21 protein-coding genes are annotated in these 21,803 nt (G+C 63.4%); 7 read left to right on the forward strand and 14 right to left on the reverse strand.

What is annotated here, in order from left to right:
- On the forward strand, window positions 1-278 hold a 278-nt coding region (locus BX592_RS34230; RefSeq protein ID WP_208327998.1), incomplete at its 5' end, for a hypothetical protein.
- Between the two features lie 132 nt (window positions 279-410).
- Here BX592_RS34230 and BX592_RS29430 read toward each other — a convergent pair.
- The 7 genes from BX592_RS29430 to phnS all read right to left on the reverse strand — a co-directional run bounded on the left by BX592_RS29430 (window position 411) and on the right by phnS (window position 7,841).
- Entirely contained in the window at window positions 411-971 is a 561-nt protein-coding gene (locus tag BX592_RS29430) for a phosphonate degradation HD-domain oxygenase (protein ID WP_134196817.1), read from the reverse strand.
- 4 nt (window positions 972-975) lie between these two features.
- Window positions 976-2,439 (reverse strand): phosphonoacetaldehyde dehydrogenase, encoded by a 1,464-nt coding sequence (phnY, locus tag BX592_RS29435; RefSeq protein WP_134196818.1) that lies wholly within the window; start codon window positions 2,437-2,439, stop codon window positions 976-978.
- A complete protein-coding gene (gene phnA / locus BX592_RS29440) occupies window positions 2,436-3,692 on the reverse strand; it encodes a phosphonoacetate hydrolase (RefSeq protein ID WP_134196819.1) in 1,257 nt (418 codons plus the stop codon). The genes phnY and phnA overlap by 4 nt, the downstream gene beginning before the upstream one ends.
- 127 nt (window positions 3,693-3,819) lie before the next feature.
- The gene (gene phnV, locus BX592_RS29445) at window positions 3,820-4,683 is read right to left on the reverse strand and encodes a 2-aminoethylphosphonate ABC transport system, membrane component PhnV (protein ID WP_134196820.1); all 864 of its coding nucleotides are present in this window, start codon (window positions 4,681-4,683) and stop codon (window positions 3,820-3,822) included.
- Entirely contained in the window at window positions 4,683-5,621 is a 939-nt protein-coding gene (locus tag BX592_RS29450) for a 2-aminoethylphosphonate ABC transporter permease subunit (RefSeq protein WP_134196821.1), read from the reverse strand. Before BX592_RS29450 ends, phnV begins: the two co-directional genes overlap by 1 nt.
- On the reverse strand, window positions 5,599-6,699 hold the full coding sequence (phnT, locus tag BX592_RS29455; RefSeq protein WP_134196822.1) for a 2-aminoethylphosphonate ABC transport system ATP-binding subunit PhnT: 1,101 nt from the start codon (window positions 6,697-6,699) through the stop codon (window positions 5,599-5,601). Before phnT ends, BX592_RS29450 begins: the two co-directional genes overlap by 23 nt.
- Window positions 6,700-6,755: 56 nt before the next feature.
- On the reverse strand, window positions 6,756-7,841 hold the full coding sequence (gene phnS, locus BX592_RS29460; RefSeq protein ID WP_134196823.1) for a 2-aminoethylphosphonate ABC transporter substrate-binding protein: 1,086 nt from the start codon (window positions 7,839-7,841) through the stop codon (window positions 6,756-6,758).
- Window positions 7,842-8,226: 385 nt separating this feature from the next.
- On the opposite strand from phnS, the gene BX592_RS29465 reads away from it, so the two are divergent.
- On the forward strand, window positions 8,227-9,336 hold the full coding sequence (locus BX592_RS29465) for a 2-aminoethylphosphonate--pyruvate transaminase (protein WP_134196873.1): 1,110 nt from the start codon (window positions 8,227-8,229) through the stop codon (window positions 9,334-9,336).
- A 23-nt stretch (window positions 9,337-9,359) separates the two neighbouring features.
- Here BX592_RS29465 and BX592_RS29470 read toward each other — a convergent pair whose 3' ends face one another.
- The gene (locus BX592_RS29470) at window positions 9,360-10,115 is read right to left on the reverse strand and encodes a DeoR/GlpR family DNA-binding transcription regulator (protein WP_134196824.1); all 756 of its coding nucleotides are present in this window, start codon (window positions 10,113-10,115) and stop codon (window positions 9,360-9,362) included.
- A gap of 318 nt (window positions 10,116-10,433) precedes the next feature.
- Between BX592_RS29470 and BX592_RS29475 the strand changes: the two genes are divergently transcribed.
- Together BX592_RS29475 and BX592_RS29480 are read left to right on the forward strand one after the other, a co-directional pair.
- Window positions 10,434-11,990, forward strand: a complete 1,557-nt coding sequence (locus BX592_RS29475; RefSeq protein WP_134196825.1) for an ABC1 kinase family protein — start codon at window positions 10,434-10,436, stop codon at window positions 11,988-11,990.
- 126 nt (window positions 11,991-12,116) lie between these two features.
- Window positions 12,117-12,989 (forward strand): DMT family transporter, encoded by an 873-nt coding sequence (locus BX592_RS29480; protein ID WP_134196826.1) that lies wholly within the window; start codon window positions 12,117-12,119, stop codon window positions 12,987-12,989.
- Window positions 12,990-13,072: 83 nt separating this feature from the next.
- On the opposite strand, the gene BX592_RS29485 is transcribed toward BX592_RS29480, so the two are convergent.
- Complete coding sequence (locus BX592_RS29485) at window positions 13,073-13,978, reverse strand: L,D-transpeptidase (RefSeq protein ID WP_377681640.1); 906 nt, start codon at window positions 13,976-13,978, stop codon at window positions 13,073-13,075.
- 482 nt (window positions 13,979-14,460) lie between these two features.
- Between BX592_RS29485 and nadE the strand changes: the two genes are divergently transcribed.
- Window positions 14,461-15,333 carry an ammonia-dependent NAD(+) synthetase gene (gene nadE, locus BX592_RS29490; protein ID WP_134196827.1) on the forward strand — a complete coding sequence of 291 codons (873 nt, stop codon included), beginning with the start codon at window positions 14,461-14,463 and terminating at the stop codon, window positions 15,331-15,333.
- Between the two features lie 91 nt (window positions 15,334-15,424).
- Here nadE and BX592_RS29495 read toward each other — a convergent pair whose 3' ends face one another.
- From BX592_RS29495 to BX592_RS29515, 5 genes are all read right to left on the reverse strand, one after another.
- Window positions 15,425-15,700, reverse strand: a complete 276-nt coding sequence (locus BX592_RS29495; RefSeq protein WP_134196828.1) for an RNA-binding protein — start codon at window positions 15,698-15,700, stop codon at window positions 15,425-15,427.
- 171 nt (window positions 15,701-15,871) lie between these two features.
- A complete protein-coding gene (locus BX592_RS29500; RefSeq protein ID WP_134196874.1) occupies window positions 15,872-16,249 on the reverse strand; it encodes a hypothetical protein in 378 nt (125 codons plus the stop codon).
- Between the two features lie 37 nt (window positions 16,250-16,286).
- Window positions 16,287-16,910, reverse strand: coding sequence for a hypothetical protein (locus BX592_RS29505; protein ID WP_134196829.1), 624 nt, complete (start codon window positions 16,908-16,910; stop codon window positions 16,287-16,289).
- Between the two features lie 298 nt (window positions 16,911-17,208).
- On the reverse strand, window positions 17,209-18,885 hold the full coding sequence (locus BX592_RS29510; protein WP_134196830.1) for a S10 family peptidase: 1,677 nt from the start codon (window positions 18,883-18,885) through the stop codon (window positions 17,209-17,211).
- A gap of 130 nt (window positions 18,886-19,015) precedes the next feature.
- Window positions 19,016-20,578: a S53 family peptidase gene (locus BX592_RS29515; RefSeq protein ID WP_134196831.1), complete on the reverse strand. Its 1,563-nt coding sequence runs from the start codon at window positions 20,576-20,578 to the stop codon at window positions 19,016-19,018.
- Window positions 20,579-20,872: 294 nt separating this feature from the next.
- Here BX592_RS29515 and BX592_RS29520 point away from each other — a divergent pair, with 294 nt between their 5' ends.
- Window positions 20,873-21,388 carry a DUF1993 domain-containing protein gene (locus tag BX592_RS29520; protein ID WP_134196832.1) on the forward strand — a complete coding sequence of 172 codons (516 nt, stop codon included), beginning with the start codon at window positions 20,873-20,875 and terminating at the stop codon, window positions 21,386-21,388.
- A gap of 239 nt (window positions 21,389-21,627) precedes the next feature.
- On the forward strand, window positions 21,628-21,801 hold the full coding sequence (locus tag BX592_RS29525; protein WP_134196833.1) for a DUF1289 domain-containing protein: 174 nt from the start codon (window positions 21,628-21,630) through the stop codon (window positions 21,799-21,801).
- Window positions 21,802-21,803 lie beyond the last annotated feature (2 nt).

Below are 21,803 nucleotides of genomic sequence, written 5' to 3' on the forward strand. Positions count from 1 at the left end.
AAGCGCCCACACTTATCGGCTGTGTATTGTTAAAGATCACTTCACGACTGAAAGACCCTGACCACCCTACCACCGTCTTTCTGCGTGTCCGCTGCGCGTTGCAGCAGAGAAGCGAGATTATGCAGACTTCCACTCACATCGTCAACAGGTTTTTAACTTCTTCCAACCTGCTGCGTGTCGCGCAAACCCGCGCCATTGCTGGCACTCCCGCCTTCCGCACTTCACTCCATCACCCCTCACATCCGGGCCGCTTGAAGCGCGAAAGACCGAGATTCTAGTCACTCGCATCACGCGACGCAAGCGGTATTTTGAAAAGCATGTGGGCGTGTGAAGAACCTCACACGCCCACATGCAATGCGCCAATCTTCCGCGACACAACAGCAAGCGAGACAACAGCAACGCAGACACACTCAAGTCACCGCATGCTTCTCCATCACACGTTCGACCACACTCAAAAAGTGGCCGACATCCGGCGTCACCGCGCCTGCGACTTTCGCAAGATCATCCCATCGACGCAAGCGCAGCCCCTCTTGCGCATAAGGCTTGCGCAAAAACGCCTGCGCTTCGTCATGGCTAAAGATGCCGCCTTGCAGATTCAAACTGCGCACGGAATCCGGCGATAGCTTGCTGAAGTACGTATCGTCGATCGCGCACAGGCAGCGCTTCGCGTCGACATGCAGGCGGATCGGCTCGAGCACCGCGTCGGATAGCACGGGCCGCAAGAACGGCAACGCAAAGAACTGATGCAGATCATCGATACCGCGCGCGGTCGGCGTAGGACCGCGACGGTTCAGCAAATGCCCAATGTCATGCAGAAACGCCGCCGCTACGAGTTCATCGCCGGCGTTTTCCTGTTCAGCCAGCGCGCCGCACTGCAACGCATGCTCGAGTTGGCTCACCTGCTCACCGCCATAATTCAGACTGCCGTACTCTTCGAAAAGCGCACGGATGTCGCTTAGACTCAAAGCCAAGATGTCACTCCCACGGTAACGAAAACGTCTTGAGATTGGTGAAGCTCTTCATCGCCTCCTGCACGCCTTCCTTGTAGCCGAGCCCTGAATCCTTGATGCCGCCAAACGGCGTCAGCTCGACGCGATATCCGGGCACTTCCCACACGTTCACCGTGCCCACCCGCAATTCGTTGATAAAGCGCAGGATCGCGTCCTGCCGGTTCGTGCAGACGCCGCAAGACAACCCATACGGCGTGCCGTTGCTGAGACGGATCGCATCGTCAAGCGTATCGAACGCGACGATCGGCGAAACCGGACCAAACGTTTCCTCACGAATCAGCGTCATCGATGGCTCGACGCGGTCGACCACCGTCGGCGCGTATAACGCGCGATCGCGTTGATTGCCGGTCAGTAGCCGCGCGCCCTGCGCGACCGCCTCATTGACGCGCGCTTCGAACATGCGCGCCGCGGCCTCGTCGATCACCGTGCCCATCTGGTTTGACGGATTGAACGGATCGCCATACGACCACGCACGCGTCTTTTCGACGACCAGTTCCGTAAAGCGCGCGACCACGCTACGCTGCACGAGCATTCTTTTGACCGCGGTACACCGCTGCCCTGAGTTCTTATACGAGCCCTGCACGGCCAACTCGGCCGCGCGCTCGAGATCGGCATCTTCAAGCACGATCAGCGGATCGTTGCCGCCCAGTTCGAGCACAACCCGCCGATAACCGGCGCGCGCCGCAATATGCTTGCCGATCGCCACGCCACCGGTAAACGTCACAAGCTCCGCAAGCGGATGCGTGATCAGTTCATCGGCGATTTCGCGCGGATCGCCGGTCAGTACCTGCAGCATCGGCTCGGGCAACCCCGCTTCATACAACAGATCCGCGAGATAGTACGCAGACAGCGGCACCTTCTCCGACGGCTTCAGCAGCACGCGATTATTCGTCGCGATCGAAGGCGCGACCTTGTGCGCGACCTGGTTCATCGGGTGATTAAAAGGTGTGATCGCAACGATCACACCGGCAAGCGGCTCGCGCTGCGTAAACACGCGACGACGCTTGCCATGCGGCGTCAGATCGCACGAAAAACTCTGGCCGTCATCGCGCAGCGCCTCGATCGACGCAAACTTGAATACATCTGCAACACGGCCGATCTCGTACAGCGAGTCCTGCTTCGACAATCCGGACTCGAGCGAGATCAGATCCGATGCAGCATCCGCGCGCTCGCGCAGCAACGCCGCCGCACGTTCGAGAATCTGCGAGCGCTCGTAGCGCGTGAGTGTCGCCGGATACGCATGCGCATACTCGAACGCGGCCCGCACATCGTCGACCGACGCGAGCGGCACGCAACCCACGCGCAGCCCGCTATACGGATCGATCACATCGAGTGTGCGTTCGCGCTGCGCGCGCGCGCCCGCGAGACGCAACGCCTCGCTGCGAAACGCGAGATGATCGGCCGTACGATCAACCACTAGCGCGTTCATGGCGTCACCAGATGGTTGAGCGCGACATCGAACACGTCGAAGTTGCGCAGGCGCCGGTCAGCCGGCCAATCGACGACACGCCGGTTGAACACCAGCGGCACCTGCTGCTCGGACAATCCGCCATGCGAGCGCAACGGCACCGTCAGCCCGGACAGATCGTGCTCGGCGTGCCGCGTCCCCAACACGATGTCGCGCTTGCTGATCACAACGATGTCGCCGACGCGATCGTTCGGCAACTGAAAACGCTCGCACGCCGCACGATTGTCGAGCACGACTTCAACGCCCGGCAGTTCGGCAAGCCGCCCGATCACCGCTTCGATATCAGCCGAAGACGGCAGATATATCGTCGCGAACGAACCGAGCGCGCCGTGGTGCACCACATAAGGATCGGTAATCGGCAGAATCACACGGGCCGCGCGTGCGCCGAGCCAATCGTCGAGCACATCCTGCAGATAGATCACATTCGGCTCGCCCGTGATCGGATCGTGCTTCGCATTCATCCCGTGATCGGCGGTCAACGCGACCGCCCAGCCGAGTTCATGCAGTTGCGCGAGATAACGGTCCATCATCGCGTAGAAGTCGTTTGCGCCCGCGGTGCCGGGCGCGCATTTGTGCTGGATATAGTCGGTGGTCGACAAATACATCAGATCGAGCTTGCGAGTTTGCGCAAGCCGCACGCCGGCGGCAAACACGAACTCGGACAGCCCCGCGCTATAGACATCCGGCACCGGCAGACCGACCAGTTCCGGCACGTGCTCGATACCGTTTTCTTCGAGCGTCGCCGCATCCGCTTTCTCCGCGGAAAAGCAAATACCTTTCATCTGCCAGCCGAGCAACCGGCGCAATTTGTCCTTCGCGGTCACGACCGCGACCGCCGCGCCCGCCTGCGCCGCGGCAGCGAGCAAGGTTCCGGCGCGCAAATAGGCGGGGTCGTTCATCATCACTTCCGCGCCCGCGCCGCCATTTGCGTCCGGGTCCCAGAAGTAATTGCCGCAGATGCCGTGCACGGCCGGCGGCACACCGCATACGATCGACAGGTTGTTCGGGTTGGTGAACGAAGGGATCACGCAATCGCCCTTGAACGCAGCGCCGCCCGCAAGCAGCCGCGCGATGTACGGCGCGACGCCCGCCGCGGCCGCCGCTTCGAGATAGTCATATTCGCAGCCGTCGACGCATATAACGACGGTTGGCGTTGCCGGCAACCGGTAGGTGCGGCCATTGACCTCAATAGATCCGAGAGCTTGGCTAGTCATTGCATGCTTCCATTAATGCGAGCGCGATTTCCATATTTTCGGTCATTTTGACATTTTTTGCCACAAACATGGCCGTCAAAATCCATCTCGGAAAACCACGCAAAAAGTTTGGGAATGAACGCGGACTTCAGTCCGCGCGCCGCCTCGGCACGCGCGCGGCGATCAGCAGCAGCGCAGCAAGCGAGACCAGCAGAAGAATCAGCGCAAGCGCCGACGCCGGCAGGTAATACCCGCGTTCCACCTGGCCGACGACGACAATCGGCACCGTCGCAAAGCCCGGCGGATAAACCGTCAGCGTCGCGCCGAGTTCGCCGAGCGAAAGCGCAAAACCTAGCGCGAGGCTCGCACGAATCGCCGGTACCAGTTGCGGCAACACAACCGTGCGCAGCACCATCGACGGCGGCGCACCAAGGCTTGCGGCCGCCTCGCGCAACACCGTCAATTCCGGCCGCAGCGCCGCGGCAGCGCACCGATAGCAGAAGGGCAAAACCAGCGCGAGCTGCACGAACACCACAATAGCCGCTGAACTCGACAGATCGATCGGCCGCTTGTGATACGCAATCAGCACCGCAAGCCCGAGCACGACGCTAGGCACCCCATTGGGCATCATCGCGATCGTATCGACGATGGCGCCCAATCCACGCCGGTCGCGCCCTTCAAGCGCGAGTGCCAGCCACAGTCCGAGCGCGGTGCCCAACACCGCGACACCAAAACCGACTTCAAGACTGGTGGTCACCGCGTCGAAGTCGCTCGAACCCAGCCGCTCGAACCAGCGCATGCTGTAGCCATCGGGCAGGATCGTACCGGACCAATGCGCGGCGACGCTCGACAACCCGACGACGATCACCGGCAAAACGAATAACCAGAAGCACAACAGCGCAGCCAATGCGAGGCACGCACCGCCTGCGATGCGCACGACGAGACCGCGCTGCACCGGCCGCGCACGATGACGGATAGCGGGCAGCACGACCTGATCTTGCGGTGTGGCCATTACCGTCGCCCTCCTGCCGTGCGCCGGTTCACCTGCCGATACAGCGCATACAGCGACAACGACATCGCGAGCATCACGACCGCGCCCGCCGCCGCTGTCGGCAGATCGAGATCCACCGTTGCGGAACTGTAGATCGCGACCGGCAGCGTAATCAGATGCGCGCTGCCGAGCACAAGCAGAATGCCGAACTCATTGAGCGTGAGCAGAAAGCACAAAATCGTGCCGGCCGCGATGCCGGGCCACGCGAGTGGAAGAATCACGCGCCAGGCGACCATCCAGCCGTTCGCGCCAAGACTGCGCGCCGCTTCGATCAGCCGCATATCGAGCATTGCGAATGACGCGAGCGTCGGCCGCACGACGAACGGCGCATAGAACACCACTTCCGCGAGCACGACACCGCCGATACCGAACAGGAAATCGAGCGGCGGCGCCTGCAAATGAAACAGCCGCTGCAACCCGATACTGACCGACCCTTGCGAGCCATACAGAAAGATCAACGTGAACGCGACCAGAAACGACGGAAACGCGACGAAAAGTTCGAGAAACCGCGTGACTAGCCGCGCACCGGGAAACGGCCTGAAGAACAGCAGCGACGCCAGCGCGACGCCGAGCAGCGATGCGAGCCCCGCGCTCAGGAACAGAATCCACAGCGTCGTGCCGATCACACCGCTGGTTTCCGGATTGCCGAAGAACGCGGTATACGCATGCACGCTGATGCCGTGCGCGCCGGACAGACTCAGCAGCACGAGCCGCACGAGCGGATAGATCACGAGCGGGCCAAGCACGAAAACCGCAAGAAACAGCATATGCCACTGCGACGCGCGCGCACGGCGACGCCTCTGCGCGGCATGCAACGCGGCGCTCGCTGCCCGGCGAGCATCGGCGTCGCCGCCGTTGGCCGCCGCGCCGAGCGCGTCAGGGCTTGATAAGGACGACATCGTCTGCCTCGTAATGCAACGACACGCGTGCGCCCTTTTCCGGCGTCATGCTGCCCACGCGCTGCATCGTAACGAGCACAGGCTCGCCCGGCATCGCGTCGAGCGCGACCGACACAGACAGCACAGCGCCATACCATTCGACCGAAGCGATCGTGCCATGCAACTGCCCTTGCCCAAGCGGCACGATGCGCAGCGATTCCGGCCGCAAACATGCGACGCGCTCGCGCTCCGTATGACGCGCATCGCCGAGCGCGAACGCAACATTCGGCGGCAGCAGATTCGCCGCGCCGAGATAACGCGCGACGAACGCATCGTTCGGCGTGTCGTACAACTGCTGCGGCGTGCCAAGCTGCGCGATGCGGCCTTCGCGCATCAGCAGCGTACGATCGGACAGCACCAGCGCATCGTCCTGATCGTGCGTCACGCAGACAATCGTCAGATTCGGCAGCCGCTCATGCAGCGCCTTCAGTTCGGAGCGCACCGAAGCGCGCAGATTCGCATCGAGCGCGGACAACGGCTCGTCGAGCAGCAGTACGTCCGGTTCGATCACAAGCGCGCGCGCCAACGCGACACGCTGCTGCATGCCGCCCGACAATTGCGCGGGCATCACGTGCCCCGAATCGCCGAGTTGCACGAGCTTCAACGCATCGGCGACGCGCCGCGCAATTTCCTTCGATGTCACGCGCCGCGCCCTCAACCCGAACGCGACGTTATCGAATACCGACAGATGCGGAAACAGCGCATAGCTCTGGAACAGCAACCCGAGGTTGCGCTTGTGCGGCGGTACATGCGTGAGATCGTGCCCCGCCACCGTCAGCGCGCCCGCCAGACCGTCCGCCTCGATAAACCCGGCGATAAAACGCAGCAGCGTGGTCTTGCCACAGCCGCTACGTCCAAGCACGGTCAGCAATTCGCCACGTTCAATAGTCAGCGAAAGGTCGTCGAGCACCGTACGCGAGCCGAAGCGCACGGTCAGGTGCTCGATCTGCACGCCGCCCTGTGCCGCGGCGTGTGCGATACCCGGTGATGCGGGCGCACCGTCCAGCGCGCCGGGATGAGCAACACTCACAGAATTCACCGGGTTTGTCTCCAGCGTTTAGTGACGCAAAGCGTCGGCAGCAGAGCGAAAGGCGCTTATTTCGGCTTCACGACTTCAAGCTGCTTGCCCGAATTGCCGATCACGTCGTTCTTCCAGCGCGCGGTCCAGTCAGCCTTCTTCGCCATCACGTGGTTCCAGTCGACCGGGATCAGCTTCACGCCGGAAATCGCCTGCTTCACCGCAGCGCCGTTCTTGCCGGTCAACGCGACATCCGAGCGCGCCGGGATACCGAAGATGTCCGGCACCTTCGACTGCACTTCGCTCGACATCAGATAGTCGATCAGCTTCTTGCCGCCTGCCTGGTTCGGACCGTTCTTGATCAGGCCGATTGCGTACGGCAACTGGAACGTGGTCGGCTGCGCACCGGCGTCGGCTGCGAGGAAGATCGGCTTCAGCGAAAGGCCGCCGTTTGCGGCGTCGTCGAGGTCCATCTGCAGGTCGCCGTTCGCGACCGAAATTTCGTTACGCGACAGCAACACGTCGAGGTAACCCGTGCCCTTCGTGTGGAACTTCGCGCTCTCCTCGAGTTTCTTCAGGAAATCGAACGCCTTGTCTTCACCCATCAGAGACGTCGTCAGGATGATCACCGCCATCCCATCGCCGGCGGTCGCCGGGTTCGAGTACGCGATCTTGCCGCTGTAGTCGGGATGCAGCAGATCAGCGAACGTCTTCGGCTGGTTCTTCACGACCTCGGGATTGATCGCGAACGAGAAATAGTTGTTGACGAACGTCGCCCACGCGCCATCCGATGCCTTTGCGATGGCCGGCACGTTCTTGTAATTGACGCTCTGGTAGTTCTGCAGCAGGCCCGTTTGCGCGGCTTGCTGGATAAACGGCGGCAGCGTGACCAGCACGTCGGCCTTCGGCGAATCCTTTTCGACGGTCGCGCGGTTCACCACTTCACCGCTGCCCGCCGTCACGATATTGACCTTCACGCCTTCCTTCTTCTCGAAGGCCGGCAGCACGTCCCTGTAGAGGTTTTCGAGGCCGTCGGCCGTGTACAGCACGACTGCGTCTGCCGCGTGCGCGGACATCGCGCCTCCGAACGCGGCCGCGGCAACGAGCGCCGGCAGCAGCTTGCGGACAATGGCGGTAGCGCGAGGTTGATTCGTCGATCTCATGTCGTTTTCTCCAAGGGCGCAAAACCCGCGGCCGAACCCGGCGCATCGGGTTGCCCGAACCTGTTCTGATTGGCGCGCTGCAAGAGGCCGCACCGCTTGTGTTTGGCTCGCCTGACATCGCACAGATTGCCAACTCGAGAGGATGACAACCTGGCCGACCGCAGCCCGGCGAGGGCGGCTCATGATCTGACGAATCCGCCGCCTACCGTCTCGCGGCAGGCATCGGAAGAATCACAGGTTTCCGTGACAATTCCGTGACGATCTTCAAAAACTACACAACTTGACACAAATTGCCAATAAACTCCAACATGGCAATGCGCATAATCGCACGCCAAAATCTCGCGCAACATCGACGCGCGCACGGTGGATAAAAGGAGCCTCTGTGATTCTCGGAAACGACCCGATCCTGCTGACGCCAGGACCACTGACGACGTCGCCTGCGACCCGCGAAGCGATGCTGCGCGACTGGGGCTCATGGGACGCCGCCTTCAACCGGATCACGCAAAGCCTGTGCACCGACCTGGTCGGCATCGTGCATGGCGACGACCACTACGTGTGCGTGCCGTTGCAAGGCAGCGGCACGTTCGCGGTCGAAGCCGCGCTCGGCACGCTGGTGCCGCGCGACGGCTGCGTGCTGGTGCCGAACAACGGCGCATATTGCGCGCGCATCGTGCGGATCCTGCAGCGGCTACGTATCGACTGCGTCGAGCTGCCGCTGCGTGAAGACGAGCCCGTCACCGCGGGCGCGCTCGAACAGGCGTTCGTACGCGAGCCACGCATCACGCACGTCGCGCAGGTGCATCTGGAAACCAGTGCGGGATTGCTCAATCCGCTCGATGAAATCGCCGCGCTCTGCAAGCGGCACGGCAAAAGCCTGATCGTCGATGCGATGAGCTCGTTCGGCGCACTGCCGATCGACCTTCGCGCAGGCGGTATCGACGCGCTGGTGTCCGCCAGCGGCAAGTGTCTCGAAGGCGTGCCAGGGATGGGCTTTGTGATCGTTAAACGCAGCGTGCTCGACGCGTCCGCGGGCCGCTCGCCGTCGCTCGCGCTCGATCTGTACGACCAGTACGCGTATATGAAGAAGACGACGCAATGGCGCTTCACGCCGCCGACGCACGTCGTCGCGGCGCTGCGCTGCGCACTCGACCGCTTCGCGGCGGAAGGCGGACAGCGTGCACGCGGCGCGCGCTACGCACGCAACTGCGCGGCGCTGATCGACGGGATGCAGGCGCTTGGCTTCAGAACATTTTTGCGCGCCGACGTGCAGGCGCCCGTGATCGTCACGTTTCACGCGCCCAGCGATCCGAAGTGGAATTTCGCGGACTTCTTCGCGGCCGTGCGCGACGCGGGATACGTGCTGTATCCGGGCAAGCTCACGCAGGTGGAAACATTCCGCGTCGGATGCATCGGCGCGATCGACGCAAACGAGATGCACAACGCGGTCGCGGCAATCGGCAGGACCCTCGAGCGGCTGAATCTGCGGGTGCAATAACCACCGCCGGCGCTCATCGGTAATCAGGCGATCAGAATCTCCGCTCCGCGCGCGGTGATCGCCTTCGAAAGCGCGCGCTCCGGTGCGGCTTCGGTCACGACGTAACGCACACGCTCGAAACCGCCGATACGAACCGGCGTCATGCGGCCGAATTTCGAATTGTCCGCAACCACGATCACAATATTGCCCGCCTCGATCATCTTCGCGCGGACTTCGGCTGCCATGCGCGAGTAGTCGGACAGATAAGCATCCGGTGTAATGCCGCCCGCGCCGACGATCGCGAAGTCAGCGTGATACTGCGCAAGCTGGTGGATCGTATCGAGGCCGAACGCGGCGTCTTCGATATCGGACAACTCGCCGCCCAGCAGCGTCACGCGATTCTCGTTGCGCCGCCCGAGCACCAGCGCAATGCGCCAGTCGTTCGTGTAGACCGACAGCCGGTGGCGGATCATCAGCGCGCGCGCCACCGCGTTGGTTGTGCTGCCCGAATCGAGCACGAGCGACGCGCCGTCCGGCACCAGCTCCGCGGTGCGCTCGCCGATCGCGCGCTTCGCGGCGGCATTGGCGGCCTCGCGCACATCGAGATCGGGTTCGCGCCGTTCGCTCGATAGCGCCCCGCCGTGCGTCGTGACAATCAACCCGCGTTCGGCCAATGTGTTCAGATCGCGCCGGATCGTCTCGCGCGATACGTTCAGGTCGCGCACAAGCTCCGCCACAGACAGTGCGCCGTTCTTCGAAACCTGCAGCAGGATGTATTGGTAACGTTGTTCCGCGAGCATCGATCGATCGTCTTTCCGTTTCTGTCCGCTTTTTTCCGGTTTTCTTCGGTTTGTTCCGTTTTTCCCGCGTCTATACGCGCTGGTAGCCGCGCCACCAACGGCCCGCGCGAATTCAGGAGCCCGGCGTATTGTATTACGCGCCCTCAAACGGTGCGCCGGACAAACGCTGCGCGCCACGCCGCGAGCGGTATTCGCACGCTGACGGCAGCGCAACAGGCGCAGTGTAATCGGCCTGCCAGTGTGCGTGGCGCCGCATCCCTGCTAAGCTTGGCGCCCAATGCCGCGCACCGACCGTGCGCGCTGCCGACCGTTCAGCCGATGCCCTCTCTGTTTCGCCGCCTGCTTGTGCTGTTTTACGCGCTGCGTTTCGGCGCACGCCTCGTGTGGCTCGCCGCACCTGCGGACAACAAGGTGCACTGGATCATCACGCTGATCCAGCGCGTGCATGCGTCCGAGCGCGGCCGCTCAGGGCTGCACGGCATGCTGCCGCTGCTCGGTCCGCTGGCCGGAGGGTTTGCGCAAACGCTGTCGACGCGCCCCGAACTCGCCGCAGGCACGCTGCACGACGCGCTCGATTCGGTCAGCCATCTGCTCGAACCGTTGCCGCCGGAAGCCGCCGGCCATGCGCTGGCCGCCGCGTTCGGCAGGCCGCTGCCGACGCTGTTCGAATCGATCGACCTCGCTGCGGTCGAAAGCGGCTTCGCCCACCAGGTGCATCTCGCGCGGCTTGCACGGCCGATCGACGGTCATCGCGATGTCGAGATCAAGCTGCTGCGCGTCAAGCAGCGCACGCAGATCGCGGACGAAGCAGCGTTGCTGCGTTGGGCCGCACGCTGGCTCGAAAAGCTGTCGCGCGCAGCCCGACAGCTACGCGTGCGCGAACTCGCGGAGACGTTCACGCAGGAGATCATGCGACGCCTCGATCTGCGGACCGAAGCGGCCAACCAGAGTCAGACCGCGCATCTGTTCGCCGACGATTCGCGCGTCGCGGTGCCCGCGGTTATCTGGGACCTGTGCGGCGATGCTGTGCTGGTCATCGAGCACATCGATACCGTGCGCGCGACTGACTTCGCGGGTCTTGCCGCGCATCGCGTCAGCGTGCCGGCACTGGCGGCGCGCATCGTCGAGGTCATCACACATGAAGCGTTCGAGCATGGCTTCTTCCATGCCGCACTCGACGCGCGCCGCATCCGGGTCAGCATCGATGACCAAACGCATGGCAAGCTCGTCCTCGGCGACTTCGCGGTGATGTCGAACCTGTCCACGCAGGAACGCTCGTTCTTCGTGCATGGCGCGACCGCGCTGTTCGGTCAGGAATATGGGCGGCTTGCCGACCTGCATCGCAATGCTGGGCATGTTCCGCAACACGCACGCACCGAAAAGATCGAAGCGGAGTTGCGCACGCGCGCCGAAGCGCACTTCGTGGGCGCGTCCGACGAACGGAAGGCCGGTCCGCTATTCCACCATCTGCTGCACGCGGTGGCGCCATTCGACGGCTGCGTGCCACCGCGCCTCGTCGCCGCGCAACGTGCGTTCGAACAGGCCGAGGCGCTGGCGAATGCGCTCCATCCCGGCGTCGACAGCTGGGGCATCGCACGCCGTATGCTCGCGGACCTCGCACGGCGCGAGTTCGATCATCGCGGCTGGGCGAAGCACCTCGCGCAGGAACTGCCCCATCTCGCACACCTGATGCCGCGCGTGCCGCAACTTGCGATTCGCTATCTGCAGCATCGGCACAGCGTCGCCACGGCGCGACAGCATGCGCAACTGGTCGGCGAGGTCACGCGTGAATACCGCCGCACGCGCACGTTGCTGTGGGCCTGCACGATCTGCGGCGCGCTGCTCGGTGCGCTTGCGATTCTGCTGATGGTCTGAGCACCGCGCGCGCGGCCACCGCCGGCGCGACAGACGTGACAGACGCGATAGTGCAGCTTCGAACAAGACAACCGACATGCCGCTCGCGATACTGCGCGCAGTCCAATTTCCGCTGCCGTGCGCATCATGCTCGCTTCAATCGGTGCCGTCGTTTTCGTCGTCTTGTGGTCGACCGGGTTCGTCGTCGCGCGCGCGATCGCGCCGTACGCCGATCCCAACCTCTATCTGCTCGCGCGCTTTTCAGGCACCGCGCTGCTGTTCGCCTGCGTCGCGCTGATCGGTCGCGCGGTCTGGCCGACCGGCCGCGCACTCGGCAAGCACCTGCTGGCCGGCGCGCTGCTGCAGGGCGTCTATCTCGGCGCCGGTTACTGGGCCGTCGCGCAAGGGCTGTCCGCCGGCGTGATGGCGCTGCTCGGCGCGCTGCAGCCGCTGCTGACCGCAGCCGTCGCGGCGCCGCTGTTCGGCGAGCGGCTGTCGACGCGCGGCTGGGCCGGCATGGCGCTGGGGCTGGCCGGCGTCGCACTGGTGCTCGAACCGAAACTCGCGGCGGCCAGCCTGCCGGCCGCGCACGGACACGCACCGGCGTGGCTCGTCGTCACGGTCGCGATCGTCGCGGTCGTGTCGATTACCGCGGGCACGCTGTTCCAGAAGACGTCGCTCGCGAGCGCCGACCTGCGAAGCTCGAGCGCCGTGCAAAACTTCGGCGCGGCGCTGGTCGCCGGGCTGCTTGCGCTGATGCTGGGCGAACATCGCTGGATACCGTCGCCTACGCTATGGGTGTCGCTCGCGTGGGGCATCGTGATGCTGTCCGGCGTCGGCCTCACGCTGCTCGTATGGCTGGTCAGACGCGGCGATGCGTCGCGCGCGACCGCACTGCTGTTCCTCGTGCCGCCGCTCGCCGCGCTCGAAGGTTATCTGGGCTTTGGCGAAACGCTATTGCCGACTCAGATCGCCGGCTTCGTCGTCGCGCTGATCGGCGTGCTGCTGGCGAGATCGTGACCGACTCATAGTCGGCGATAAGTGACGACACCGTATCGCGTCAACACGCCGCGTGACACCGGCTGCGGTGATACGGGCTACGTTCAGTCTGCCGTGTCCGCGCCGGCCGGCACCTTCGCGCGCACCGCACTGCTCGGCGACGGCGACCACGCCGGCCGCGCGTTGCGCTCCGAATCGACGACGACGATATAGCGCCCCGACCATGGCGTTACCTGCCGGTCCGAATGCAGCACCCATAGCGCCCGGCCCGAGTCGACGAGGTTTTCGTATTCGGCATCGAGAATGCCGAAGTGATCGAGAAACACGTTGAGCGTCGCGGGAATCCGCACACAGCCCTTCGAATGTCGAATGCCAAGCAGCGGCTCAAGCCGGTCCGGGTCGGTCGCATGCATCTGGAAGCGCATTTCCGATAGGCCACCCTTGCCCCAGCCGCGCTCAGCCTGCGCCCAGCCGAGATCGAAGATCCGCATATCGTGCCGGCCGTAGCCACGAATGCCGTTCTGGTTCATCGTGCCTTCCGCGCGGAAGTCCATATTGTCCGGCGTGTGCTCGAACACGCCCAGGGGCGTGATGAAATGATCGAACTGCCCGGGCCGGCCAGTTGCAACCGGCGATGCACCGATCAGTTGCCAGCTGTCGGCCGGTACCGCGCGGAAATAGATAAACAGCGCCTGCACGTTCTGATTGCGGTCGACGAGCGCGACATACTCGCCCGACAGGTCGCCGAGTTCATTGCTGTCGAGCATCGCCTGCAGTCGCACGCCATACGCGCGCTGTTCGGCGAGCGGCACCTTGAGGCGGCGCGTGACCGCGTGCGCAAACACGTCGCGCATCAACAGCGCCTGACGCGGATCGGCGCCGCCGACCGCGTCACGCGCGGTCACCTGGGACACCAGCGCGGACCATGCCGACGACGTATGCGAAGTACCAGCCGCGAATGCACGCGTGCCGCAAGCGCACCAGCCGATTAAAGCGGCGATACCTATCACGAGACAAACGCGCCCAATATGACCGAAACAGCGCATGGCTTTAGTTGAATCGCATTCGTTATTGCCGCCCCCGGAATCCGGCGGATATTTCGCCGTCCGGTCAAGCTTATTGTTGTTCATCGCTATGTGTGCAAACCCGCATACCGTTGACCGCGCCGGCTCTTCCCGCGCGCGGAAAAGGCCCGCGCAAGGTTAAGCCCACGCAGGTCCTTCGACGAAGACGAAGACGAAGACGAAGACGAAGACGAAGACGACGTCGATCGTCGGGAATCAGAACACGAATATCCAGCATCAAATGGGCAAAACATCAGCCCAATTCGACCGATATCGCGACGGAGCGTCGCGCTAATGTACCGGCAATGCGTCAGGAAAATTAAGGCTTAAGCTGAACATAATCGACGACAGGCTGTCGACATTAAACCAGACTCTCTGCGAACACGCATCCCGCCACCTTGCAGCGTCCCATCTCGAGGAGCTCGCCGATGACCACCCACCCGCAAGACGAAAACCGCGTCGCGCGACAGCAGCGCATTGCGGCCGAATTGCATGTCGCCGCGTCGTTCGACGCCGCGCGGGAAATCGAACAACGCGTCGAATTTCTCGCGCACTATCTGCGCGCGAACGGACTCGCGACCTATGTGCTCGGCATCAGCGGTGGCGTTGATTCGACCACCGCGGGCCGTCTCGCACAGTTGGCGGTCGAGCGTCTGCGCGCCGCGCATCACGATGCGCGCTTCGTCGCGATGCGCCTGCCATACGGCGCGCAGCAGGACGAAGCAGACGCGCAGCAGTCACTTTCGTTCATTCGCGCGGACGAACTGCTGACGGTCGACGTGAAGCCTGCCGCGGACGCAATGCTCGCATCGCTCGACGCAAGCGGTTTGCGCTTCACGAATCACGAGCAACAGGACTTCGTGCACGGCAATATCAAGGCGCGCAGCCGCATGATCGCGCAATATGCGGTGGCAAGCGCGCGACGCGGCGTGGTGATCGGCACCGATCACGCGGCCGAGTCAGTGATGGGCTTTTTCACGAAGTTTGGCGACGGCGGGGCGGATGTGCTGCCGCTCGCGGGCCTGAACAAACGACGGGTGCGCGCGCTCGCGCAAGCACTCGGCGCACCGGATGCACTTGCCCACAAAGTGCCGACCGCCGACCTCGAGATGTTGCGCCCGCAACGTCCGGACGAGGACGCATACGGAATCCGCTACGACGATATCGACGACTTTCTCGAAGGCAAACCGGTCAGCGACGCGGTCTATCAAACGGTGATGCGCTTTTACGGGGCGAGCGCGCATAAACGCGCGCTGCCTTACACGCCGTTCGATTGGCAAGCGCCGGTACGTCGATCGTGAGTGTCGCGACTGCGGGCATTCACACAGGGGAGCGAAGGCTGGCGCAACCGCTGCGACGCGCCGAGACCGACAGCGCCGGTGCGCCGGCCGCTTACAGACGTTGCGGCGGCGGCGCAGGTTTTTCGTCGAAAGGCATCACGCTCGCCTGTAACGCAACGCCGCCCAACAACTTGCCATGCACCTGCTGCGCGATGACGTCGCCGACATAAGGCACGTCCGCATTTAGCTCGACATGCGCATACGCGTTCGACGTGCCCTGCTCGTGCACGATGACATTCTTCGCGTAATGGCCGAGTTCGTGCTGCAAAAACTCGCGGACTTCCTGTTCGGAACAGGTCTGCGGGATATTCCAGACGATCAGGTTCATAGGTACCCCGCGCAACGAAACCTATGCAGCGAGCGCGTCGCTGCCACGTGCAGGTCAGACGTCGTCATATCGCACACTCCGTTGAAGTGCCGCACACTCCCGCGGCATTGTCCCGTATGCGCAAGAACCGGCCCCGCTCGCGTCACAGGCCCGTGCGGCGCGCCGCGGAGGTCAGTCGTTCGCGGCGTTTGCCGGTTTTGCCGCACTCGCCTCGACGTGATCCGCGCTGACCCACCACGCCATCTTGTCACGCGGGCCGCGTACCAGCACCGCGGACGGATCGGCCACGCCGTCGTCCGCGATCTCGCAAACGTCGAGGCCATCCGGCAGATGCCTGACGGTGCCCGCTTCCTGGAACAACGCAAGCCGCTTCGCGGACAGCGGGTACAACTGGCTGTACACATCGTAGCTGATCGCCGCCGGCGCGTCGCCGCGAATCTGCAGCGCGTCGCCCGTGCGGCATTTCAGCGGCGCGCCCGCCGATGCGGATGCGCTGTTCATCATCAGGAAGCCGGACACCGCAGCAGCGGCCATCAAACTGAGCTTCAGCTTCGTCATGGGTATTCTCCAGATCCGGATTTGCGCGTCACGAACCGTCGTCGTCGGAATCGGTCGCCCTGCCGGGTTGATCGTCTTCGCACGACGCGCGGCGCAAGTGCGCGTATTGCGCGGGCCAGTCGCCCGCGATCGCCGCCTGCGCCGCGCTCAGGCTCATTTTTCCGGCGCAGACACAGCGCTTCAACTTCGCGGTCAGCAATTCCTTGCGGCGTTCGCCGCGATGCCCGCCCCACGGCAACAAATCGAAGTTTTCGAGCGCATCCGGCGAGCCGCCGAGCACGATCGGCACACGCCGGTCGAGCGCGTAGTCGGTGCTGTCATCGGCATCGATGCCGCGCTCGGCGAGTAACTGATTCTTGTGCGCCAGCATCTCGTCGAGCGGCGGTGACACGGTATCCGCGTAGCCCGGCTTGCAGATCGTGTCCGCCACCGACTGCTGCGTGACGCGCTCGTCAAGCATCGATTTGTGTTGCGCGAGGGCCGCGTTCCAATATGACGTGGTCCAGATGCATAACGCCGCTATCGCCGCGTTGCGCGCGGTTCGCGTCGGCCACGCGCGCCAGGACGCGCTCGCGGTGCGGCGATGAGGGGTTGACTCGATATGACTGATACGGTGCGCGTTTTCGCGCCTGTCTGACTTGCCTTCGTTCATGGGTTAGCGCGCCATCGAACGGCACGGAAGGGTCAATTCGCAGACCAATTAAAACATACTCGGCGTCGGCACTGCGAATTCTCCCGCATCGATGGTCTGAAAAACACGCATTCGAACCGCAAAAAGATTGCGTTCGCAACCTTTCAATCGGGCGCGAAAACCGCTGCGTGCGTTCACGCGCGGCAATGCCGCAAGCCGCAGAGGTCCGCTTGACTCAACGCGACGCGGCACCTTGACGCACAGCGCAATCAACGATGCCGTGAGCACAAACCGTCCGCTGATCACGGCATCGCAATGCCTATTGCGCAGGCTTCGCCTCCTTCTCCAGTTTGCGTGCCTGCAATGCGCGGATGCGACCGAGCGCCGCCGTGTTATTCACCGCGGAATCGTACATAGCCGCGAGATCGTGCTTGAGCGCGGTACGCGACCCGCCGTCGAGATACACCATGTGCCCCGATGGATAGAACCGCGCGGACAAATTCTCGCGCACCTGGTGGCTGACGAGCGGCATGCGCTGCAAGTCGATGATCGTCTGATAGAACGGCGTGACGAAATCGTAGAAACCGTTTGCGGATAGCACTTTAAGGTCCACATTCAGCGCCATCACGGCCGCGAGGTCGCCAGCGGTATAGAGCACGACGTTACCGTGCTGGTCGACTCCTTTCTGTGCGCCGGTCGGATCGATATGACCGAAGTCCCAGTTCTGGAACGCCTGATCGTTCAGATCGGTGAACGCCGAATTCGACGTGAACTTCAATTGCTCGTTCAGGTACGTGTTCCACATGGTCGTATACACGCCCGATACAGCCGTCATCGTCGGGTCGTTGCCACCGGAGTTCGGGTCAATCTGTCCGGCAATACCGGTTTCGATCGCGGTGACGCGGCCGTCGTATGCGCCGAGCGCGAGGCCTTTCGATTTCAGCAGCGTCGTCAGGAACAGCGAGTTGCCGCGGCTATCGTAGGCCGCGATGTCGAGGCTCCAGGCGAGCAGCGTCGTCCTGTCGATGCCGGTGTATTCGCTGAGTTTTTCGACGATCGCATCGTCAGAGGCCGGGAACTTGCGCAGCACCGCGAGGTAATCGGTGCGAGCGAACTGGGCGACCTCTTCGACAAACGCGCCGAGATCGATTGGCGTCGGCGCGACACCGAGCTTCTTGTGAAACCACGCATCCGCCGCCGCGGTGGGCAGCGCGCCAACCGGATTGCCCGATTGCGTGTAGTCGAGAATCGACGATTGCAGCGTGACGCCGTTCAGATCGACGCCGTCCTCATGCAGCCGATACGCGAGCACGCAGCTGCGCGCGGTACCGTACGACTCGCCGAACAGGAACTTGGGTGAGTTCCAGCGATTGTTCTTCGTTAGGAATCGCTTGATGAACTGCTTGATCGAATCCGCGTCCTGGTCGACGCCCCAGAAATCGCGATTCTTATGCGGTGCGATTGCAGCCGAGTAGCCGGTGCCGACCGGGTTGATAAAGACGAGGTCGCTTTTGTCGAGCAAACTGTCGGGGTTATCTTCCATCTGATACGGCGCCGGCGGTGTGAAGTCCGGCATCGACGTTTTGATACGGCGCGGCGCGAACGAGCCGAGCAGCACGAATACGGACGACGATCCCGGCCCGCCGTTATAGAAGAACGTGAGCGGGCGCGCTTCCTCTTTCTGCCCGTCCTGCGTGAACGCGACGTAGAACATTTTCGCGTTCGGCTGCGAACTGCTCGGGTCGACCGTCACCAGGTGGCCGGCCGTCGCCGTGTAGTGAATCTTCTTGCCGCCGATCTCGATCGAATGCCGCGTGATGGCCGCGTTTTCACTCGAGTCGCTGACTGAATCGTCAGGACCGTTGCCGTATGCAACAGGGTCGAAGAACGGCTGGTCACCCGCGCGATGCGGCGCGCTCGAACGCGCGCCGTCAGATGACGGACCGGGGTTGTGAGACGATTGCAGACCGCCAGAAGCCGATTCGTTGTTTGTCATGATCGCTCCATAGAATGCGTGACCGTCAAAACCAGGCCACGTGGCCGTTTTCATCGACCGGTCGCGCGCGTGCCGCAAACGCACTGTGTGCGTACGTCAACCGCATCGCCCGACGATGTGAATTTCCCACCTAAAGCGCGGCCGCCACCTTCGCGCCATCGGGGCTGCCGAGACCGGTACATGCGTCCCACCCCGACACAGCCGCATAGCTGCCGTTATTGCCCTGCGTGATGTCATTGCATACGCGTGCCGCCTTATATAGCTTCGCGTTCACGAACCCCGCGCGCTGCCCCTTCGCCGCATTGATACGGGCAATCAGCGCAGCCCACAACGGCGCGACCGCGCTGGTGCCGCCGACCACCGTGTTCTGTCCGCCGATCAGCACGTCGTAGCCGGTGGCAGGCGACGCATCGGCCGCGACATCCGGCACGCCGCGCCGCGCAAGCGGCGTGTTGCCGCCATGCGAGCCGGCAGCGGACAAGCCGTCCTGCCACGCGGGCAACGCAAACGTGCCGCTGACGCCGCCGCCCGTCGCTCCGCCATTGGCGCCGTCGTTCCACACGACTTCGCGCGCAATCGACTGTCCGGACACTTCGACGCTCGTGCCGCCGCACGCGAGCACGTAAGGACTCGACGCAGGAAAATCGACGTGGTCGCGCCCGTCGCCGACGCCGTCGCCCGAGCCGCTGTCGCCCGCTGCCGCGCAGACGGTGATGCCGATCGCGACCGCCGATTGCAGCACGTCGTTGAACGCCCGCATCGATTGCCCGGTCCATGTGGATTCCGGCGCGCCCCAACTGATCGAGATAACCGACGGCTTATACGTAGGGTCGTGCACCGCGCGGCTCACCGCATCGACAAAGCCCGCGTCGCTGTTCGGCGCGAAGTACACGGCAAGCGTCGCGCCCGGTGCGATCGCGCCGGCGATTTCGATATCGAGCGTCACTTCGCCGTCCGGGCCGTTCGGGTCGCCAGTCGGGTCGTTGCTGGCCTGGTTGACGCCGATCGGCACGACCTTCGGCGCCTTCACACCGAGGCTGGAAAAATACGCGTTCAGGTCGGATGTCCGGTAGCCGCCGCCCAGCTCGACAATGCCGATGCATTCTCCACCGCCGTCGCCCTGCGGAAAACGGTACAGCGACGCGAGCTGCAACGGCGTGAACGACACCGCGGGTTCCGCCCGCGCGGGCCGGAACGGCGGACGGATGCGAAAGTGCGGACGCGCCTGTGGACGGTTGTCGAGCCCGAGCACCGCGGTCACCACACCGGCGAGATCGTCGGGTACGCTGATTGCGCCGGTGCGCCCGCGGTAACGGCCGATCGAATGATGCTCGTAATGCTGAAGTTCGACGTCGAACGCGCCCTGGAACTGCGCGATAGTGCCGCTCAGCACAACCGTGCGCGCAGCCCGATCCTCGCGCACTACGTTCAGCCCGTGCTGCGACGCGAACGCCTTCAGAGTCGCAATGTCGGCGGGCGACGCTCCGAAGCGCCTTTCCAGTTCATCGCGTGAAATGGGCGTGGCGCCGGGCGAGCCCGACTCGATGCCGCGCACCAGCTGTTCGAACTGCTGTTCGTCCTGGCGCCGCAGCATCACCACGGCCTCGATGGTTTCGGCCGGATCGCAGCGCCCGACACATGTCGACCCTTCCGTGACTGCCCGCTCGCTGCCCGGCAATGGATGCTTGCCCATCGTGTCCCTCCCGTCTTATGCGCGGCTCGTGACCGCGCGTTGTAGATGGCTGGCACACGCGCCGCTGTTGTACGCGACACGGCACGATGCCGTTCTCGATGCAGGGTTCTACGCCGTTCTGTCCGACAAAACGATTCCAACACAGTTCCTGGCCGAGGAACAGTCGGCCGAATGGCTATGCGCGGAGTCGGTCGCAGGAGTTATGATGCTGCGCGATGCATCCATCGAGCGCGCGCCGTGGTCACAGCAAGCGCTACGGTGTGGCACGCCAGAACGATTCACGGAGAAGATTTCATGACCATTTCGATGTATCAGGCATCGGTGCCGGCGCTGATCCGCGGCCTGACGAACCTTCAGACCATTCTGGGCAAGGGCCAGGCCCACGCGGCGGAAAAGCAGATCGACCCGTCGGTGCTGCCGGGCGCACGGCTCTTTCCCGATATGCTGCCGCTCGCGCGCCAGGTGCATATCGCCACCGATGGCGCAAAGGGCTGCGCCGCACGCCTCGCCGGCGTCGAGGCGCCCAAGTACGACGACGTCGAAGTCTCGTTCGACGAACTCGCCGCGCGCATTCAGAAAACCATCGCGTATCTGAAAGAATTTAAGCCGGAGCAGATCGACGGCAGCGAGACACGGCAGATCTCGCTCAAGATGCGCAGCGGTCCTGTCGAGTTTTCCGGCATCGACTACCTGCTCGCGTTCGTGCTGCCGAACTTCTATTTCCATTTGACGACCGCGTACAACATCCTGCGTCACAACGGCGTCGAACTCGGCAAGATGGATTTCCTCGGTAAGCAGAACAACGGCTGACCGGTCGAAGGATCAGCCGGCAGGCGGCCGGCCGGGTTGCGCGGAAAACGCAGCCCGGCCACGCCGCGTGTCGTCGCGATAGCGAGCAACAGGGTCTTCATGGCGGGAATGGATGATGCGCAGTCCACAGGTCTATCGTCTCTATTGAGACAATCACTTTGCGCGGCGCATCGATGCCATGCGACAGTCACAGTCCGATTGGCGATCCACCCCTTCCACCCTGTTTCGCGACCCGTTCCATGAGCGTCAAATCACCGTGCATCGACGTCTGCAAGTTCGACGGCAAGACGGGCTACTGCGTCGGCTGTCTTCGCACCCGCGATGAATGCAAGAGCTGGAAGAAGATGAAAGACAAGCACCGCCGGAAGATCATCGACGAAAAGTCCGAGCGGGCGACGATGCTGAAGAAATAACG

This window comes from Paraburkholderia rhizosphaerae (genome assembly GCF_004366595.1).
In the GTDB taxonomy this organism is placed as follows: Bacteria; Pseudomonadota; Gammaproteobacteria; order Burkholderiales; family Burkholderiaceae; genus Paraburkholderia; species Paraburkholderia rhizosphaerae.

Bases quoted from the DNA above. Each gene is read 5' to 3' on its own strand.
- phnY (WP_134196818.1), bottom strand. From the start codon at position 2,439: ATGAACGCGCTAGTGGTTGATCGTACGGCCGATCATCTCGCGTTTCGC.
- phnA (WP_134196819.1), bottom strand. From the start codon at position 3,692: ATGACTAGCCAAGCTCTCGGATCTATTGAGGTCAATGGCCGCACCTAC.
- phnV (WP_134196820.1), bottom strand. From the start codon at position 4,683: ATGGCCACACCGCAAGATCAGGTCGTGCTGCCCGCTATCCGTCATCGT.
- BX592_RS29450 (WP_134196821.1), bottom strand. From the start codon at position 5,621: ATGTCGTCCTTATCAAGCCCTGACGCGCTCGGCGCGGCGGCCAACGGC.
- phnS (WP_134196823.1), bottom strand. From the start codon at position 7,841: ATGAGATCGACGAATCAACCTCGCGCTACCGCCATTGTCCGCAAGCTG.
- BX592_RS29470 (WP_134196824.1), bottom strand. From the start codon at position 10,115: ATGCTCGCGGAACAACGTTACCAATACATCCTGCTGCAGGTTTCGAAG.
- BX592_RS29475 (WP_134196825.1), top strand. From the start codon at position 10,434: ATGCCCTCTCTGTTTCGCCGCCTGCTTGTGCTGTTTTACGCGCTGCGT.
- BX592_RS29480 (WP_134196826.1), top strand. From the start codon at position 12,117: ATGCTCGCTTCAATCGGTGCCGTCGTTTTCGTCGTCTTGTGGTCGACC.
- nadE (WP_134196827.1), top strand. From the start codon at position 14,461: ATGACCACCCACCCGCAAGACGAAAACCGCGTCGCGCGACAGCAGCGC.
- BX592_RS29495 (WP_134196828.1), bottom strand. From the start codon at position 15,700: ATGAACCTGATCGTCTGGAATATCCCGCAGACCTGTTCCGAACAGGAA.
- BX592_RS29505 (WP_134196829.1), bottom strand. From the start codon at position 16,910: ATGAACGAAGGCAAGTCAGACAGGCGCGAAAACGCGCACCGTATCAGT.
- BX592_RS29510 (WP_134196830.1), bottom strand. From the start codon at position 18,885: ATGACAAACAACGAATCGGCTTCTGGCGGTCTGCAATCGTCTCACAAC.
- BX592_RS29515 (WP_134196831.1), bottom strand. From the start codon at position 20,578: ATGGGCAAGCATCCATTGCCGGGCAGCGAGCGGGCAGTCACGGAAGGG.
- BX592_RS29520 (WP_134196832.1), top strand. From the start codon at position 20,873: ATGACCATTTCGATGTATCAGGCATCGGTGCCGGCGCTGATCCGCGGC.
- BX592_RS29525 (WP_134196833.1), top strand. From the start codon at position 21,628: ATGAGCGTCAAATCACCGTGCATCGACGTCTGCAAGTTCGACGGCAAG.